The 16998-nt window shown below is 74.4% G+C and carries 14 protein-coding genes and 1 pseudogene; 6 read left to right on the top strand and 9 right to left on the bottom strand.

Annotated features, from left to right (window positions below):
- Nucleotides 1–457 precede the first annotated feature (457 nt).
- From ACFV4G_RS32720 to ACFV4G_RS32710, 3 genes are all read left to right on the top strand, one after another.
- Entirely contained in the window at nt 458–835 is a 378-nt protein-coding gene (locus tag ACFV4G_RS32720) for a hypothetical protein (RefSeq protein WP_380445792.1), read from the top strand.
- A 158-nt stretch (nt 836–993) separates the two neighbouring features.
- A complete protein-coding gene (locus tag ACFV4G_RS32715; protein WP_380445791.1) occupies nt 994–1770 on the top strand; it encodes a hypothetical protein in 777 nt (258 codons plus the stop codon).
- A 200-nt stretch (nt 1771–1970) separates the two neighbouring features.
- The gene (locus tag ACFV4G_RS32710) at nt 1971–3359 is read left to right on the top strand and encodes an alpha/beta hydrolase family protein (RefSeq protein WP_380445790.1); all 1389 of its coding nucleotides are present in this window, start codon (nt 1971–1973) and stop codon (nt 3357–3359) included.
- Nucleotides 3360–3473: 114 nt separating this feature from the next.
- Here the strand turns inward: ACFV4G_RS32710 and ACFV4G_RS32705 are convergent, their stop codons facing one another.
- The 6 genes from ACFV4G_RS32705 to ACFV4G_RS32680 form a co-directional block, all read right to left on the bottom strand.
- A complete protein-coding gene (locus ACFV4G_RS32705; RefSeq protein ID WP_380445789.1) occupies nt 3474–4031 on the bottom strand; it encodes an RICIN domain-containing protein in 558 nt (185 codons plus the stop codon).
- 193 nt (nt 4032–4224) lie between these two features.
- A complete protein-coding gene (locus ACFV4G_RS32700; RefSeq protein WP_380445787.1) occupies nt 4225–5187 on the bottom strand; it encodes an NAD-dependent epimerase/dehydratase family protein in 963 nt (320 codons plus the stop codon).
- Complete coding sequence (locus tag ACFV4G_RS32695) at nt 5184–6827, bottom strand: class I adenylate-forming enzyme family protein (RefSeq protein WP_380445786.1); 1644 nt, start codon at nt 6825–6827, stop codon at nt 5184–5186. Before ACFV4G_RS32695 ends, ACFV4G_RS32700 begins: the two co-directional genes overlap by 4 nt.
- On the bottom strand, nt 6824–8074 hold the full coding sequence (locus ACFV4G_RS32690; RefSeq protein WP_380445785.1) for a cytochrome P450: 1251 nt from the start codon (nt 8072–8074) through the stop codon (nt 6824–6826). Before ACFV4G_RS32690 ends, ACFV4G_RS32695 begins: the two co-directional genes overlap by 4 nt.
- A complete protein-coding gene (locus ACFV4G_RS32685; protein ID WP_380445784.1) occupies nt 8071–8823 on the bottom strand; it encodes a glycosyltransferase family 2 protein in 753 nt (250 codons plus the stop codon). The genes ACFV4G_RS32690 and ACFV4G_RS32685 overlap by 4 nt, the downstream gene beginning before the upstream one ends.
- A gap of 142 nt (nt 8824–8965) precedes the next feature.
- The gene (locus ACFV4G_RS32680) at nt 8966–10009 is read right to left on the bottom strand and encodes a 3-oxoacyl-ACP synthase III family protein (RefSeq protein ID WP_380445782.1); all 1044 of its coding nucleotides are present in this window, start codon (nt 10007–10009) and stop codon (nt 8966–8968) included.
- 110 nt (nt 10010–10119) lie between these two features.
- On the opposite strand from ACFV4G_RS32680, the gene ACFV4G_RS32675 reads away from it, so the two are divergent.
- Nucleotides 10120–11310: a cytochrome P450 gene (locus ACFV4G_RS32675; protein WP_380445781.1), complete on the top strand. Its 1191-nt coding sequence runs from the start codon at nt 10120–10122 to the stop codon at nt 11308–11310.
- Between the two features lie 145 nt (nt 11311–11455).
- On the opposite strand, the gene ACFV4G_RS32670 is transcribed toward ACFV4G_RS32675, so the two are convergent.
- Nucleotides 11456–11839 carry a hypothetical protein gene (locus ACFV4G_RS32670; protein ID WP_380445780.1) on the bottom strand — a complete coding sequence of 128 codons (384 nt, stop codon included), beginning with the start codon at nt 11837–11839 and terminating at the stop codon, nt 11456–11458.
- Between the two features lie 108 nt (nt 11840–11947).
- Here ACFV4G_RS32670 and ACFV4G_RS32665 point away from each other — a divergent pair, with 108 nt between their 5' ends.
- Complete coding sequence (locus tag ACFV4G_RS32665; RefSeq protein WP_380445779.1) at nt 11948–14839, top strand: DUF4157 domain-containing protein; 2892 nt, start codon at nt 11948–11950, stop codon at nt 14837–14839.
- Nucleotides 14840–15121: 282 nt separating this feature from the next.
- Here the strand turns inward: ACFV4G_RS32665 and ACFV4G_RS32660 are convergent, their stop codons facing one another.
- Both ACFV4G_RS32660 and ACFV4G_RS32655 read right to left on the bottom strand, forming a co-directional pair.
- Entirely contained in the window at nt 15122–15514 is a 393-nt protein-coding gene (locus ACFV4G_RS32660) for an STAS domain-containing protein (protein WP_380445777.1), read from the bottom strand.
- Nucleotides 15515–15560: 46 nt separating this feature from the next.
- Nucleotides 15561–15761, bottom strand: coding sequence for a hypothetical protein (locus ACFV4G_RS32655; RefSeq protein WP_380445775.1), 201 nt, complete (start codon nt 15759–15761; stop codon nt 15561–15563).
- A gap of 155 nt (nt 15762–15916) precedes the next feature.
- Here ACFV4G_RS32655 and ACFV4G_RS32650 point away from each other — a divergent pair.
- Nucleotides 15917–16998, top strand: a pseudogene (locus ACFV4G_RS32650) (hypothetical protein); the annotation flags it as partial.

The raw sequence follows: 16998 nt of genomic DNA, 5'->3' as shown, positions 1-16998 counted from the left end.
CGCCCCCCGGGGGGGGGGCCCCCCCGGGCCCCCCCCGCGGGGCGGGCCGCCCCCGGGCCGTGGTGGACGGCCAACCGGGCAGCCCGCCAGCCGGGCAGTTGTCGATGTCCACGGATGGGGCCGCGGCCCTGTCGGCGGGTCGGGCCAGGGTGGGCGGCGCCCGCTCGGGCTCCGGCCCGCAGTGTCCGCCGTAAACGGCCTGGGGCAAAGGGGGGTGGCTGGACGGTCCCCCTGGTACGCCTCGGGGAGCGGAGTAGACGCCCGATCCCACCCCCCTGCCCCCTCCCCTTCCTCGACGCGCCGCCCCCGGGGACTCTCTCGGCACGCCGCCCCTCCCCAGCCCGGACATCCTCGGCCTGTCGGTGCGTCCGGCTACCGGGATTCAGCTGCTTTCCAGCGCGGGGTCGGCACGCTCTTCCGTCACTTCCCGACCAAGGAAGCGCTGCTGGAAGCCGTCATGGTACGGAGGCTGGAGGCGATCGCCGCCCGGGCAGCGCAACTGCCCGCCGAGTCCGCTCCCGCCGAGGCGTTCTTCGACTGCTTCCGCCTGGTGGTCGAACAGTCCGCGGGCAAGAACGAGTTCGCCCGGGCACTCGCCGCGGCCGGCGTGGACGCGCACGCGGCCCTGCAGGAGTCCAGCTCGGCGATCCGGGCGCGGCTCGCCGAGCTACTGGCCGGGGCGCAGCGGGCCGGGGCGGTCCGCCCGGAGCTGGGCCCGCCGGAGGTCATCGCCCTGCTGGTCGGTACGACCACCACCATGGAGCACCTCGGGAACGACGCGGCCGCCCGGGAACGGGTCTTCGCGGTGGTCTTCGACGGGCTGCGGCCACGCTGAACCCGGCCCGGCCCGACGGCGGGCCGGCACCCGCTCGCACTCGGAGCCGCCTGGCGGTCGACTGACCAGCCGTCGGGACGGGCGGCGGGTTCGCCGCCCGGGGATGGCATGATCCCTACCGTCGGAATCGACATCACCACGGGGGACTCACCACAGCCATGTCCATCAGATCCCGGGCCGCCGCCCTGACCGCCATCGCCGCCATCGCCCTGAGCGCCGCCTGCACGCCGGCATCCACCTCGGCGGGCACCGCATCCACCGACGTGTCCACGAGCGCGGCGGGGGCACCGAGCCCGACCACCACCGCGCCGACCACCGCCGCCAGCGCGCCGGCCACGACCGCCCCTGCCACCACCGCGCCACCGGCACCGGTGCCGGCGCCGGCCGGGGATCGCGGCCCGGGCTGCCAGACCGACGACCACGACCAGCACAAGCCGACCGCCACCCCGCCCGGGACGGAGTTCAAGCCGCTGGGCTCGCTGCTGGTCCCCACCTCCCACACCGCGGGCCCGCTCCTCTACGAAGGCGGCTTCTGGCACTGCTTCGCGCACACCCCCGAGGGCGCCGCCAGGGCCGCCGCCGTGCTCGCGGCGATCGACACCGGCCACGACGACTGGGAACGGGCGGCCCGGGCCCAGATCTACCCGCCCGCCGCCGCCAAGGACTACGCCGACCGCCGGCTCAAGGACCCGCTCCACGCCGAGGGCGTCGGCTCGGTCAAGGTGGTCGCCTTCTCCGTCATGACCTACACGCCCGAGAAGTCCATGGTCATGCTGCTCGTCGACCTGCCGGGTGCCCCGCCCGGGATCCACGGCTCGACGACCGCCAACCTGCTCTGGGCGGACGGCGACTGGCGGCTGGACATGTCGGCGGAGGGCCACCTGCCCAAACTCGGACCGGGCACCAGCGGCACCGCGGGGTTCGTGACCTGGTAGCGGCCCGGAGCCGGGACAGGGGACGCGCGCCCCCGCCCGGGCTTCGGCTTCCCACGGAGGAGGTGGGGATTTCCCCCTCCCGAAGCCGGTGGCCCGCCGGATCCGCGGCGACTCGCCCTCCTGGCACGATCGCTGACAGGCAGCCGGCCGGTCGGGTCGGGTGCGCTGATCACGGGGGAACGGCGATGCGGGTTCGGTGGGTGGCACCTCTGGTGGCCATGGCGGTGGCGCTGGGCGGGCAGGTGCCGGCGACGACGACGGCAACGGCAGCGGCAACGGCGGCCCCGGCCGGGCAACAGTCCGGGCAACAGGTCGAGCAGGACGTGGACTTCCGCAGCGGGGACGTCACGTTGCACGGCACGGTCACCGAGGCCGCCGGCGGAACGGGGCCCAGGCCCGGGATCGTGCTGGTGCACGGGGCGGGGCCGGAGAAGCGGGCGGGGTACCGGGCCGAGGCCGAGGCGATGGCCCGGGCCGGGTTCGTCGTGCTCGGCTACGACAAGCGGACCACCGGGTACTCGATGACCCGGCGGTCGTACTCGCAGCTGGCCGACGACGCCCTGGCCGGCGTGCGCACGCTGGCGCAGCGCACGGACGTGGACCCGCACCGGATCGGGCTCTGGGGGTTCAGCGAGGGCGGCTGGGTGGCCCCGCTGGCCGCGAGCCGCTCCGGGCAGGTCGCGTACGTGGTCGTGGTCGGCGCCTCCGGCCTGCCCCCGGCCCGGCAGCAGGCGTGGCACCTCGACAACAGGCTGCGGCACGAGGGTGCGTCGGGCTCGCTGCTGGAGAGCGTGTCGGTGACGGGCACCCGGCTGCTGGACGACGCCGGGCTGTTCCCCGAGGCGCACTACGACCCGGTACCGGTGCTGGAACACCTCCGTCAGCCGGTGCTCGCCCTGTGGGGCAACGACAAGCAGGTGCCGCCGGCCGAGAGCGCCGCGATCATCGGCGACGCGCTGCACCGCGGCGGCAACGACGACCTGACGCTGCGGTTCTTCCCGCAGGCGGACCACAAGCTGCACGTCTCCGCGGACGGCTTCACGCGGGGCGAGCAGCTGACGCCGGGCTACGTCGACACCGTGGCCGCCTGGGTGGCCGGCCAGGGCCACCGGGTGAACGACCCGCTGCCCGGGCAGGACCGCCGCAGCCGGGCCCTGGCCGCGGTCCCCGCCCCGGAGGGGTCGGTGGCGCAGGCGGCCGCCTTCCTGCTGATGACCCTCGTCTTCGCCGGGTACCTGCTGTCGGGTCTGGTGCGGCGGCTGCGCCGGCGTCCCGCCGCACCGGGCGCCAGGGCCGCGCGCTGGCTCGCGGGCAGCGGCCTGGCCGCCACGCTCGGCTTCCTCGGCTACTTCCTCTTCGTGACGACGACGCTCGCCACCGGGCCGCAGCTCGGCGGCCGTCCGGTGGTCTGGTCGATCCTGCAACTGCTGGCCGTCTGCGCGGTGGTGGCCACCGGTGTGACGGCGGTGCGGGCGTGGCGCGGCCGGGCTCCGGCCCCGGCCGGTGCCCGTGTGCGGATCGGCGCACTGCTGGTGGCGGGCACGGTGTTCGTGCCGTGGGCGCTCTTCTGGGGCCTGCTGCTGCCGTGACCGGACGGGCCGAAGGCCTGGAGGGCCGGCGCCGCGACGGGCGTCGGCCCTCTTGGCTACCGGCTGCCGGCTGCGGCGGCAGTGCGGTGACGGGGTGTCATTGATTTCCGCGGCTCAGCCTCCGGAGGTGATCCAGATCTGGTCGCCGTGGCGGCCGCAGTCGTACTGGATCAGCCACGCGCCGTTGTCGTGCGCGTCGCCGGCGACGGTCAGGCACTTGTTGCTGCGGAGGTTGACCCACTCCTGGCTGTTGTCGGTGATCAGGATCGGGTGCCACAGTTCGTTGTCGGACGAGCTGTTGCAGCCCCACTCGATGATCGGGGCGCCGTTGTCGCGCCTGGCGTGGTCGACGTTCATGCACAGCCGCGTCGCCGTGTTCTTGAGCAGGTAGTAGGCCTTGCCCTTGACGGTGCGCACCTTCTGCCTGATCCACAGCTCGTTGGACTGGCTCACGCAGTCCCACTGATCGACGTGCGTCCCCCAGCGCGTCGAGGCCCCGGGGGCGTCGGCGCAGAGCTGGGAGCTGGAGCTCACCAGCCACTCGCCCGTGTCGCCGGCGGCGGACGCCGTGCCCGTCGCCCCGACGGACGCCGCGGCCGTCAGCAGTGCGGCGCACAGCGGTGCGAGCAGCTTCCCACGGGCCGACGGCCTCTTGCGCTTGATGTCCTGCACGGTTGTTCCCCTCGTGTTCGCGTCCACGCCGGGTCGAGCGGCGGCCACCGACGGCGGCACCGACCACGCTGGCCCGCGGCCGCTGCGACGGGAAGGCCCGGGCCCGAGGTGGAGACGCCTGGGAAATTCCCACCGCTGTGAACTGGGCCGTGGGACGCCGCCAGGCGTCGACAGAGACGGAGCCGGCGTCGCATCAGGCCCGGCGCAGGGCGGGCTCCAGGTCCGTCGGTGCGGGGCGGTAGCCCAGGTGGGTGCGGGCGGCCGTGAGGTCGAGGGTGCGTTCGTGGGCCAGGTGGCGGACGGCGTAGACGGTCAGGCGGGGGCGGCGGGCGGATCCGGTGGTGCGGGCCAGGAGTTCGGCGGTGCGGGCCAGCGGGAGGGCGAGGGCGAGCGGGAGGTGGACGGGTGCGGCCGGGAGGCCGTGGGCGGTGAGGACCTGGCGCAGCACGTCGTCCAGTACGACCGGGTCGCGGTCGGTGATGTTGAAGGTGCCGGACGCCCGGCCCCCGGCGGCGAGCAGGCAGGCGTCGACGAGGTTCGCCACGCTGGTCAGGCTCAGCCGCTGCCTGCCGTCGCCGATCGCGAACAGCCGCGGTCCGCGCGGGGTCCGGCGCACCGCCTGGAGGACGCGCGGCAGCAGGGTGGTGTCCCCGGGGCCGTAGACGGCGTGCGGGCGCAGGATCACCGCGTCGGGGCGGGCCCGGCGCACCTTCTCCTCCGCCAGCGCCTTGGAGCGCCCGTAGGCGTCGGTGTGGCGGACGGTGGCGGCCTCGTCCTCGCGGGCCATGACGGTGGGCCGGCGCGGGTCGTAGACGCTCGCGGTCGACACGTGCACGAATCGCGCCGCCTCGGGGAAGGCGGCCAGCACTCCCCCGGTGGCCAGCACGTTGCCGCGGTGGAAGGCCTCGGGGCGGGCCCAGTCGGTGGCCAGGCCCGCGCAGTGGATCACCGCGTCGGGGTGGGTGAACGGGGCGGGCAGGGCCGGGCGGGCGGCGGGGTCCGCCAGGTCCCAGGGAAGGTAGGGAGCGCCGCCGATCAGGTCGGCGGGGACGGTGGGGCGCCGTCCCAGCGCCAGCACCTGGTGCCCGGCGGCCGTTGCGGCGCGGCACAGGGCGCTGCCGACGAAGCCGCTGGCCCCGGTGACGACGGTGATCACGGCGTCTCCTTCGTGGCCTTCGTGGCCTTCGTACGTTTCGTAGTCTTCGTGGCCTTCGTGGCCTTCAGGTCCTTCGTGACCAGCGCGCGCAGTCGTTCGCGGTCGGGTTTCTCGGTCCGTCCCCGTCGGGGGATCGCCGGGAGGCAGTGGATCCGGTCCGGCAGTGCCGCGTGGTCGATCGTGCGGGGCAGGTGGCGTTGCAGGGAGCGCAGGAGTTCGGCTTGCGGGAGCGAGCCGTCCGGGCACACGGCCAGCACCACCGCCTCGTCGGCGGTGTGCGGGTCGGGGACGCCCACGATGACGGCTTCGGCGATGCCCGGGAGGGCGGCGATCGCGGGTTCGTACAGGCCCGGGTAGAGGTTGAAGGAGCCGCGGATGAGCATGTCCTTGGTCCGGCCGAGCAGCACGATCCGGCCTTCGGCGTCGATCCGGGCCCGGTCGCCGGTGTTGAGCTCGCCGATCGGTCCGTCCCCGAGGTAGCCGATCGCCAGGTGGGGGCCGCGCAGCAGGAGTTCGCCCTCGTCGTTGAGGCGTGCCGTGACTCCGGGCAGGGGGTGGCCGGCCAGGTCGCCGCGGGGTGCGTGGCCGAGCTTCTCCTCTCCCCCGGTCACGGCGATCGGCAGCATCTCGGTCGCGCCGTAGATCACCGCGGTCCGGGCCGAGGGGAGCGCCTCGCGCAGGCGGCGCAGGATCGGGGGCGGCACGGGGGCGGCGCCGAGCAGCACCGTGCCCAGGGTGTCGGGGAGGCGGCCGGCGTCGAGCAGCCGGGCCAGGGACGCCGGGGTGGCGAAGGTGTGGGTGGCCCGGCGGCGCCGTAGGTCCCGCAGGAACCGCTTGGGCCGTACGGGCAGGGGCGCCGTCGACCAGGTGGCGCCGGCGGCGAGGAAGGCGAAGGCCATCATCAGCTGTTCGGAGTGCACGACCACCGGGGCGGGGGCGGTGGTCAGGCCCAGGCTCTCGCCGAGCAGGTCGGCGCCGGCGAGCAGCGTGGCCTGGCTGTGCACCACCGCGCGGGGGCGGGCGGTGGTGCCGGAGGTGAACACGACCAGGGCCGGGCGGTGCGGGTCCCCCTCGGGGGCGGACGCAGGTGCCGACGCCGGCGCGGGTGCGGGTGCGGTGTGCGCCAGGGTGGCGGCGGGGATCGCGTCCGGGGGCAGGCCCGGCAGGCGCGGGCCGGTGTGGAGCAGGCGCAGGGCCGGGTCGGCGAGCGCGGGCAGGTTCAGGCCGAGGCGGCGCAGCAGGGTGCGTCCCGTGGTGCGGGTGGCGAGCGCGCAGAGCCAGGATTCGGCGGCCAGCCAGCGCGGTGCGGTGAGGCGTTCGGTGACGAGCCGTCCGCGTGCGGCGTCGAGTTCGGCGCCCGCGCCGGGGTCGGCCACCACGACGGCGGCGCCCGCCGTCATGACGGCCAGGCCGAGCACCAGGGCGTCCCGGCCGGGGCGGACCGCGAACATCACGGTGTCGCCGGCGGACATGCCCGCGGCGCGCAGTCCGCTCGCGGTGGCGGCGACCTGCCGGGCGAGTTCGGCGTAGGTGAGTGTGCCGTGTGCGTCGAGCAGGGCGGCCGTGCCGGGTGTGCGGCGCGCGTGGTCCGCGATCCGGCCGGCCAGTCCGGTGCCTGCGGTGTTCGGCGTGCCGTTCAAGAGGTGGTCAGCTCCGTTTTCGTCCGGTCCGTGCGCCGTTTCCGGTCCGAGCGCCGTTGGGGAGCGGTCGCTTGCGCGGCCGATACCTCCAGGCGCGCGTAGGTGGGGATCAGCACCCGCCGTTTGGCCCGGCGCCGCACGATGGTCCCGGCTCCCGCCGTCAGGAGCGCCTGAAGCAGCACCCGTATCTCGGCCAGCGCGAGCGGCGCACCGATGCAGTAGTGCGGTCCGGCCCCGAACCACAGGCGCTTGGGATCGTGCGCCGGACAGCGGCCCAGCGCCGCGTCCCGGTCGAACGGCCCGGCGGCCAGGTCGCACCGTGCGGTGGCGATGAGCACCCGGTCCCCCTCGCGCACCTCCGTCGTGCCGAGGAGGCCGGGCCGGGCGGCCCGGCGCAGCATCGCCGGGCTCGGGGTGATCACCCGCATCGCCTCGTCGATCGCGGGGTCGAGCGCCGCGCCGCCCGTCTCCAGGTCGGCCCGCAGGGCGGGCAGGAGCCCGGAGTCGTGCCAGAGCGCGAAGATCCGGGGCACGGTCGTCGCCACGGTCTCCGTCCCGGTGAGCAGGAACGCCGCCGCCAGCCCGAGCGCCTGTTCCCGGTCGAGCCCGTGGGCGCGCAGCCGTCCCATCATCGAGCCCGTCTCCGCGCGGTCGTACGCCTCGCCGGCCTGCGCCACCAGGCCGGCCAGCACCGCCTTGGCCTTCGCGACCTGACGCGGGGTCAGTTCCCTGGTGCGCAGGCCGACCATCCGTACGATCCGCTCGCCCCGCTCGAACACCTCCGCGCCGGCGGTGTCGGACACTCCCAGCAGTTCGCCGATCACCGTGCCGGCGGCGGCCCTGGTCAGGGCGACCAGGTCCACCGCACCGCCCGCGGCCAGCCGGTCGGTGGCCTCGCGCAGCACCGGTGCGAGGACGCGGGTGCACAGCTCGGTGGCCTGGGCCCGGGTGAACAGGCCGGTCAGCGCGGCCCGCAGCCGCCGGTGTTCCTCGCCCTCCATGTTCAGGAGTACGGCCGGGCCCAGGACCGGTGTCCACAGCGCGCCCGAGGAGCCGGGGCCGTCCTTGCGGAACCCATCGTGGTCGAGCAGCACCTGCCGGGCCAGGCCGGGGTCGCCGACCACGATCCCGATCCCCGGCACCCGCACGGCGGGGCCCCGCCGGGCGACGGCCGTGATGAACGGGTACGCCAGCGGGTGGGCGGCCAGCTGCACCCGTCGTTCCCAGAGGTGTTCGCGGCGCTTCACCGGATGTCGACCACGTCGGGACGGTAGCGGTGGTCCGCGTACCAGGCCAGGGTGTTGCGCAGGCCGAAGGCGCGCAGGCGCCGCACCGAGCCGTAGACCCGCATGCCGGGGACCTGGCCGTAGGCGGTGGTGAGTTCGCGCACCCGGTTGACCAGGGCGCGGTCCTCGTGCACCTCCTCGATCGCGGTGCGCGGGAAGCCGCCGCTGCGCTCGTAGAGGTCGGCGGTGATGGCCAGGTTGCAGCCGGGGCACATCAGGTACGGGCCGAGGTAGCGCGGGTCGCGGTTGCCGGGCCGGAACCTGCCGAACCGGGCCGCCAGCGCGACCACCGCCGGCAGCAGCCGGCTCTCCCACAGCTTGAGCCGGAACTCGTCGGTGCGCGGCAGGAGTTGACCGGTGACCAGCTCCAGCCCGCCGGCCAGGCCGCGGCGGACGGCGGCCGTCCAGCCGGGCACCGGGAGGCAGTCGGCGTCGGTGCGGGCCAGGTACCGGGCGCCGGCGTCGATCGCGAACCGCATCCCGGTGTCGGCCGCCGCGCCGGTGCCCTTGCGCGCCTCGCTGATCAGGTGCAGCGGGAAGTCCGCGGTGAGCGCGAACTCCCGGACCACCTCGGCGGTCCGGTCGGTCGAGGTGTTGTCCACCACCACGCACGCGAAGTCCGCGTCGGTCTGGGCCGCGAGCGCGCGCAGCGTGGCCGGCAGCGAGGCCTCCTCGTTGTAGGCGGGCACGACCACCCACAGGTCGGTCACTGGTGTTCCCTCACATCCGGGCCCATGGTGGGGCCCACGGTCGAGCTCGTGATCGGGCTCATGGTCGGGCTCATGGTCGAGCTCGTAGTCGAGCCCGCGATCGGGCCTACGGGCGGGCTCACAGCCGGGCTCACAGCCCGGCTCACAGCTGCGCAAAGACGACGCCGAGCGAGACCCCGCCGGCCAGGCCGATCAGCGCCACCCGGTCGCCGGGCCCGCAGCGGCCCTGCTCCAGGGCCCGGGCGAGCTGGAACGGCAGCGAGGCCGAGGCGAGGTTGCCGTGCCCGGGCAGCACCGGCACCAGTGGTCCGGTGGTCAGGCCGGTCCTGCGCAGGAAGGCCTCCAGCAGCGGGACGGTCACCTGGTGCACCGCCACCACCGCGAAGTCCGCCCAGGTCAGGCCGTGTTCGGCCAGTGACCGGTGGATCAGCTCGGGGCCAAGCGCCTCGAAGGCCGCGTGCAGTCGCGCGCCGTCCATCCGGAAGTAGCCCGCCTCCGGGTCCCGCGGGTGCGCGGTGCCGCCGCCGGGCAGGGTGCCGACCTCCCAGGCCGAGGAGTCCGCGGTGAAGGCCCGGTGGAAGATCCCGTCCGGTGCCGCTCCCGCCTCCAGCAGCACGGCCGCGCCGCTGTCGGACAGGGTGTAGCCGGGGAACGACTCGGCGAACTGGCCCCGGTCCCGGACCGACCAGCGGACCGCCCGCGACGGCAGCTCCCCGGTGCAGACCAGGACCCTGCGGTACTGCCGGGCGGCGATCAGCGCCTCGGCGACCTGGATCCCGTTGAGCACGCTGTTGCAGGCGTTCTTCACGTCGAACACCGGGCAGCGCGCCCCGATCTTCGACGCCAGGATGTGCGCGGTGGCGGGCTCGACCATGTCCTGCGAGGCGCTGGCGAAGATCAGCAGGTCGAGGTCCCGCGCGTCGAGGCCGGCGTCGGCCAGCAGCTTCCGGGCGGCCGCCGCGGCCAGGTCGGAGGCCTGCCAGTCGTCGGGGGCGACGTGCCGTGCGGCGATTCCGGTGACCGCCTCGATCAGCCCGGGGCGCGGCCGGTAGGGGCCGCTGTCGGCGATCCGCTGCTCCACCTCGCGCGAGGTGAGCGATTCCTCCGGCAGGTGCACCGCCACCGCGGCGATCACCGCGCGCACCCCGCCGCCTTGCCCGACCAACTGTCCGCTGCCCTCCGACACGTGCTCAAGCCTCCCCCGAGCCGCCCGATCATACGATGAACCCTGACGTGACCAGGCACGGTACGGTTCCCCGCACGGACATTCGAGACGGCAGCGGGGGCGGGGCGACGATGGGCGCGACGACGGCACAACGGCACGAGAGCGGACTGCTGTGGGCCAGCCGGCCCGCCCTGTGGACGCTGACCAGGATCACCATGTCCCGGCCCTTCGGACCGATCCGGCGGGTACCCCGGCTGGGCTGGGTGGCGAGCGACCCCACCCTGATCCGGGCCGTGCTCAACGACCACCAGCACTTCACCCTGCTCGGCGAGGGCGGCGTGGGCCACCTGTGGGAGCAGGTCCTCGGACCGTACGTCACCCGCCTGTTCGACGGCCCCGGCCACGCGGACCTGCGCCGGCGCGCCCGGGACCTGTTCACCGAGGACAACTCCGCAGCCCTGGTCGAACGGGCCGCCGGGCCGGTCTACGCCGACGTCACGGCGCGGCTGGCCGCCGGGGACCGGGTCGACGTGGCCGCGGCCGCCCGGCTCGTCGTCGGCCGCCTGATGGCCGACCTGCTCGGCCTGCAGATCCCCCAGGACAGCCCCGACTCCGCGTACCTGGACACCTTCGCCGCCGGCGAGCGGCTGGCCGCCCTCGCACTCGACACGGCCGCCTCGACCGAACTGCCGCCCGAGCGGATCGAAGCGGCCAAGGAGATCGTCGCGTCACTGACCAGCGGCGTCCCGGCGGCCTACGCCGGCGCCGACCCCGACACCCTCCTCGGCCGCTGCCGCGAGGCCGGGATCACGCTGGAGGAGGCCAGTGGCCTCGCCTCGCTGCTGCTCGTCGCGGGCACCGAGACCGCCGCCAGCGCGATGGCCCGCACGATCGCGCTGATCCACGACACCGGACAGCAGGAACCGCTGCTCGCCGACCCCGGGCTGGTCGGCGACGCGGTGCGCGAGGGACTGCGCGTCACCACGCCCGCGCCCGTGATCGGACGGCACGTCAGCGCGGACGTCACCGTGGCCGGCCGCCGCCTGCGCAAGGACGAGCGGATCCTCCTCGTCACCTACGCCGCCGACAACCTGGCCGGCGGCTTCGACCTGGCACGCCCGTACGACCCGCGCTCGCGCCAGCTCTGGTTCGGCGCCGGCCGGCACCTGTGCCTCGGCGCGCCCGTCGCACGCGCCGAGATCGCCCGGATGGTCACGGCGGTCCGCGCGCCGGGACGCCCCTACCGGATCGTCTCGCGCAGCTACGCCCGGAAGGTGATGATCCCCTCCTACGCCTCGCTCGTCATCGAACTCGACCGCTGACGAACGGCCGGGCAGGCCGGGCAGATCGGGCGCAGCACGCGATCAGATCGCGGGCCGGGCAGGTCAGGCGGGGCAGGCGGGCCGGGCGGGGCAGGCGGGCCGCTCGACCGGCATCCGCCGGACGCGCCGGACGGCTCGTCGTGGGTCAGCTGTAGTGGGCGAACACCCGGTCCCTCTCCGTCTCCCAGCTCCAGCCCGGTTCGTCCCCTCGCCGGAACGGCGCCGTCCTGGCGAGCACCTCGAACTGTCCGGACGGCCGCCGGCTCTGCTTGTTCACGACGATGGCGGTCAGCATGACCGGGACGCCCCTGTCGGCCTCGACTCGGCACGCAGCCTCCAGGAGGTTGCTCATCAGCGTGCCCCGGGGCGGGACCGAGAAGCCCGCGTCCCGCAGTGACTCGCTCAGCGCGCCGTAGCAGTCGGTGCGGCCTTCGCCCGCCCAGCCCTTGACGATCTCGACCATGCTGTCCCGGGCCGCGCACCAGGCGTCGGATCCGTGCTTCAGCCGGGGGAATTGAGTGTCGGTCATCCCCGTATGGCAGCACAGGATCGGCACGCGGCGGAAGGGCTCCGGCCGAGAGCGGGCGCAAGGGCAGGGGGCCTGGTCCTGTGGGGCGTGGTGGCCGATGATCGGGGCATGCGTTCACGGGAGCAGCAGGATGCCGAGACCCGTCCCGACCGGACCGCGCCCGCCGCGGCGCGTCCGGCCGACGCCGCCGTCGGTGCGGCCGTGCCCCGCAGAGCGCGCGTGTCCCCCGCGACCGCGGGGACGGCCGGGACGGCCGGGACGGCCGGGTCCGGCGGCCGGGGGCCCGCGGGGCGGTTGCTCGCGATGCAGCGCGCGGTCGGCAACGCCGCCGTCGGCCGGGCTCTGGAGCGGCAGGCGGGGCACCACGCGCACGGCCCGTCCGGCGGTCACGACGAGTGCGCGCCGGTGCAGCGCTCGTCCGTGCCGGACGTGCTGCGCACCGCCGGGCGGCCGCTGGACGGGACGGTCCGCGCGGAGATGGAGGCGCGGTTGGACGCCGACTTCTCCGACGTGCGGCTGCACACCGGGCCGGCCGCCCAGCGTTCGGCGGCCGAGGTGGGGGCCCGCGCCTACACCTCCGGCAGCCACGTCGTCATCGGCGCCGGCGGTGCGGACCGGCACACCCTGGCCCACGAGCTGACGCACGTCATCCAGCAGCGCCAGGGGCCGGTGGCGGGTACCGACAACGGCTCGGGGCTCAGCGTCTCGGACCCCTCCGACCGCTTCGAACGCGCGGCGGAGGCCAACGCCCGCCGTGCCCTGGCCGCGCCCGTGCCCGCGTCCGCGTCCGCCGGGGCGGCGCCCGTACAGCGGGCGGCCCCCGCCCGCACCCGTGCCGGCTCCGGCGGGAAGAGCGTCGTCCAGCGCCTCGGCGACGGTCAGGCGCCCTTCGACCACGCCCAGTACTACGCGAAGACGGGCTGGCAGGCGGCGGCCGAGAAGTTCGAGCAGCGGCTGGGCGCGTACGCCTTCGGGCATCCGAGGGCGCTCGCCGCCGCGCGCAAGACCGTGAACCGGCTGAAGCAACTGCTGATCGCCTACGCCGGCCAGGAGCACAAGGACCCGGCGCTCGCCAACAAGTCGTTCTTCAAGGACGACCGGACGAGCGCCGGGCAGGTGGGCGAAGGGATGACCACCGCCCAGATCAAGGACTTCTTCTCCCGGGACGGCAACGTCCGCGAACTGGTCACGGCCGTCTACAACGCCGCTTACTACAACAAGGGGGCGGAGCTCTCGCTCAAGGACGTCCTCAACGGCATCATCGGGCCCAGGCCGCAGCTCGCGGCGACCCTCGGCATGAACAAGGACGACCTGAAGAAGCACGCCGCGTTCCTCAACGGCTGGTCCCGGCCGCCGCTGTGGGCCGCGGCGAGCCTCGCGGGCAAGGGCTACAACTACGAGAAGGACCCGTACGCGCTGGGCAACCTGCTGTGGCAGTCCGACCCCGAGACCTTCGCCGGCGACACCCTGGAGATGATCGACAGCCAGGGACCGCGCAAGGAGCGCAGCGAGGCCGACAAGGAGGCCAACCGCAAGACCCCGCGCGACTACGCCGACCGCGGCGCCCCGCTCAGCGCGCGGGAACTGGCGTTCGCCGGCAAGCCCGGCCCGGACGACAAGCTGCCCTGGAACGAGGGCGCCGCCTACTGGGAGATCCAGCAGAACGAGTCCTGGCCGAAGGCGAACGCCGCGCGCGGCATCCCGGTCGTCGCCGGCATGTCCGGGACCACGACCCGGATGCTCAAGACCTTCCAGTGGATCAACGTGCCCGGGGTGGACGTCTTCGACTACCGGATGGCCCTGATGGGCTGGATGCTGCCGTCCTGGGACCACTCGCTCTACGAGATCCTCCGCGGCTCCTGGGCGGCCGGAGTCAAGGGGCCCGGCGAGTCCGCGCTCCGGGCGGGCAAGGGCGCGGCGCTGATGTACCAGCACATCGCGCCCTTCACGGAGGAGGAACTGCGGCAGAACGTCTGCGTCGACGGGCAGTTCCCGCACGAGCTGATGTACCTCGCCGAAGCCAACAAGCCCCGCACGACCGACCCGGCGGCGAGCGGCTTCATGGAGCCCGGCCAGCCCGCGGCCGCCCAAGTAGCGGGCCAGTACGGCGCCTTCGTGGCGGGCGACACCGCGCCCACCCCGCGCATCGCCCAGTGGAAGGCGGACAACGCCGGCGCCTCCACCGAGGCCGTCGCGAAGAGTTTCAAGGAGGCCCACGCGACCGCACTGATGGCGTACACCGGCGGCGCGCACCAGATGATCAACTCGGTGGTGCGCAGCCGGCTGCTGCCCGAGGGGTACGCGCCGTACGGGACCGTCGGCGCGGCCACCGCGGGCGCCGAGGCCCTCTCCCTGCGGCAGATCAAGGGCCAGCTCAGGTGGGCGGCCCAGAACAGCCACAACCAGGAGGCGGTGCCCACCCTGGACGAGGACCCGGTGATCAGGCCGCAGCTCACGGCCGCGCGGGGCATGGACCCGGTCGCCAAGAAGGCGGCGATGGCCGTCATCGACGCGCGGATCGAGGTCCTCGCGCCGGTGCTCTTCGAGGAGCTCAAGGCGCACGCCGACATGACGATGGAGGCGCTGAACCGGCTGCCGCCCGTCACCGGCACGGTCTTCCGCGGCGACTGGAACGTCGGCGGGGACGAGTCGCCCTACCGGCTCGGCAAGCAGGCCGCGCTGAACTACCGGCCGGGCTCCGTCTTCACGAGTTCCTTCGACAGCACCAGCAGGGAGGAGTCCGTGGGGCTGGACTTCATGCGCGGGCAGAAGGTCTCCGGCACGGCGACGCACCGGATCCTCCTGGAGCTGACGCTCACCGGGAAGTACGGCCGCGACATCGACCCGTTCCACCAGTACCAGGGCACCGAGGCGGAGGTCCTCCTCATGCCGGGGGCGACGTTCCGGGTGGACAAGAGCGAGTGGCGCCGGGACCCCGGCCACGACCCGGCGAACGGCGGCAGCGACTGGTACGAGCACGTCCGGGCGACGGAGGTGTGAGCGCGGGCGCGGGCGCCGCCCCGGCCGGCCGGTCCGACGGCGTGGCGCGCCGGGCCGGCGACAGCCTGGCAGCTCTTGATGAGCTGCCGGGATGGTCCACGACGCTCCCCGGCTGTTGCGCGCCGACGACGGACGAGTGGCGTACCGGCCCACATGTGAGAGTGTGCTCTCTCCTGGTAGGGGCGTAACACCGCCGGCACCCACGGCCGGCTTCCCGGGCGCTGCGGAGACAAACGCCGGCACCGTCTCATCCACCGCCGGGATCCGGATGTGCCCGGCCCCTCACGCCGACCCGATGTGGGACTCCCGCATGACCCAGGCCTCGGCCTCGTGCGCGTTCGCAAGGATCGGGAACACCTTGGTGAGCCCGGTGATCCGGAAGAATTGGAGAATGCGCACCCGGTTCGTGGTGATCGCTACAAGACCCTCCTGGGCCCGGACCCGTTTGAACGAGTCGACCAGGACGTGCATCCCGGTGCTGTCCAGCAATTCGAGCTCGTTCAGATCAAAAACCAGCAGGGTGTGTCCGTGGGCGATCAGGTCGACCAGCACGGTCCGCAGCCAGGGCGCCGTGTACACGTCGAGCGAACCGGTGGCCCGCATCGTCGTCATCCGGTCCGACAGATGCTCGTAGGTGATGCTCAGCTCGCCCGTAGGGTCGACGATCGGTTCCATGGGACTCCCGGTGCAACGGTGGCCCACCACCAGTCTAGGTTCGGATTCACCGACTCGGCGCCGGCATCAGACGCCCGGTCCAGCAACTGAGCTGACGTACGAGCCGGTCGGCGCGCGCGGCCCCGCGGGGCAGGAACGGCAGCACCAGCAGGGCCGGCAGGCTGGCGAGTGTGACCAGCAGCAGCGGCAGCACCAGCAGGGCGGTCACCAGCACCGCAGACGGGATGCCGCTGCGCTGCGCGGTCACGACAGTGGAAGGGAGGAAGGGAAACAACTCGGCCTCCAGGGGATGGGTCCGGCGGCGAACGGGAGGTCCGCCCGTGCTCGATTCCCACGATGGGCCCGGATGAGGCGCCCTCGACCAGGTGCGACGGGTGGCGACCAGAGGCGGGAGAACGCCGGATGAGACGCGACGAGAGCCGGGGCAGCGCGCGGCCGCTGACCGCGCCCCGGCTGCCACCGGGGCCACTGCGCGAGTTCAAGAGCCACCTTTACCGGCTCTACCTGGCGGCCGGGACGCCCAGCCTGGACCGGATCGCGGAGGACATCGCCGACAACGACACGCTGACCGCCGCGCCGAGCCGGGACACCGTGAACCAGCTGCTCGGCCGCGGCCGACGCGGCCCGGACCGCGCGAAGCTGCCCGGACTGCTGGATGCCGAAGCACTGGCGATCTCGCTCGCCCGGGTCGCCGGACGAGCAGACGTCGAAGAGGTGGCGGACCGCACCCGCCAACTGTGGATCGAGGCGAAGAACAGCCCGGAGTCCCCGCTGCGGACCGCCGAGCAGTGGGGCGCCACTGTACTCGGCGTGCACGCTGCACTGACCGTGGGCGACTGGGGCGACGAGCGGATCACCCCGTACCTCGACCGTGAACACGACCGGCTGCTGCGCGGGCGGCTGCGCCGGGCGGCGACCGGCCGGAAGTCCGCGCTGGCCGTACTGATCGGCCGGTCCAGCACCGGGAAGACCCGCGCGGCCTACGAGGCGGTCTGCGGCGAGCTGCCCGACTGGCCGCTGCTGGTCCCCTCCGGCCCTGCCGACCTGGTCGACTGGGTCGCCACCGATTCCGTCGACGTGCGCACGGTCCTGTGGCTGGACGAGGCACAGCGCTATCTGCTCGGACCGCTCGGCGAGGACTGCGCGGGCGCGCTCGCCGCCTTGCTGAACCAGGTCGCCCCTGTCGTGGTGGTCGGCAGCATGTGGCCGGAGTACGCGCGCAGCTTGACGCTCCGGCCGGGCCGCAGGCCCGACCAGCACATCCGGGCGCGCAGCCTGCTGGAGGCGTACCGGGCCGAGATCCACGTGCCCGACCATCTCGGCGACGACCTGGCCGGCGCCCGGAAGCTGGCCGCCGAGGATCCCCGGTTCGGCGCCGCGGACGCGGGGGCGCGGGGGGCCCCCCGCGGGCCGGGGCCGCGCGCAGGCCACCCCCCCCCCGCCGAGAGGCCGACCGCCCCGCCCACCCCCCGCTCCTCGCGCGA

Source organism: Kitasatospora sp. NPDC059747, from assembly GCF_042732955.1.
Taxonomy (GTDB): domain Bacteria; phylum Actinomycetota; class Actinomycetes; order Streptomycetales; family Streptomycetaceae; genus Kitasatospora.
This window is presented reverse-complemented; position numbering and strand designations above follow the sequence as displayed.

What these genes read in the sequence shown, in the direction of transcription:
- ACFV4G_RS32715 (WP_380445791.1), top strand. Translation starts at nt 994, where the DNA reads ATGTCCATCAGATCCCGGGCCGCCGCCCTGACCGCCATCGCCGCCATC.
- ACFV4G_RS32720 (WP_380445792.1), top strand. Translation starts at nt 458, where the DNA reads ATGGTACGGAGGCTGGAGGCGATCGCCGCCCGGGCAGCGCAACTGCCC.
- ACFV4G_RS32670 (WP_380445780.1), bottom strand. Translation starts at nt 11,839, where the DNA reads ATGACCGACACTCAATTCCCCCGGCTGAAGCACGGATCCGACGCCTGG.
- ACFV4G_RS32675 (WP_380445781.1), top strand. Translation starts at nt 10,120, where the DNA reads ATGGGCGCGACGACGGCACAACGGCACGAGAGCGGACTGCTGTGGGCC.
- ACFV4G_RS32660 (WP_380445777.1), bottom strand. Translation starts at nt 15,514, where the DNA reads ATGGAACCGATCGTCGACCCTACGGGCGAGCTGAGCATCACCTACGAG.
- ACFV4G_RS32665 (WP_380445779.1), top strand. Translation starts at nt 11,948, where the DNA reads ATGCGTTCACGGGAGCAGCAGGATGCCGAGACCCGTCCCGACCGGACC.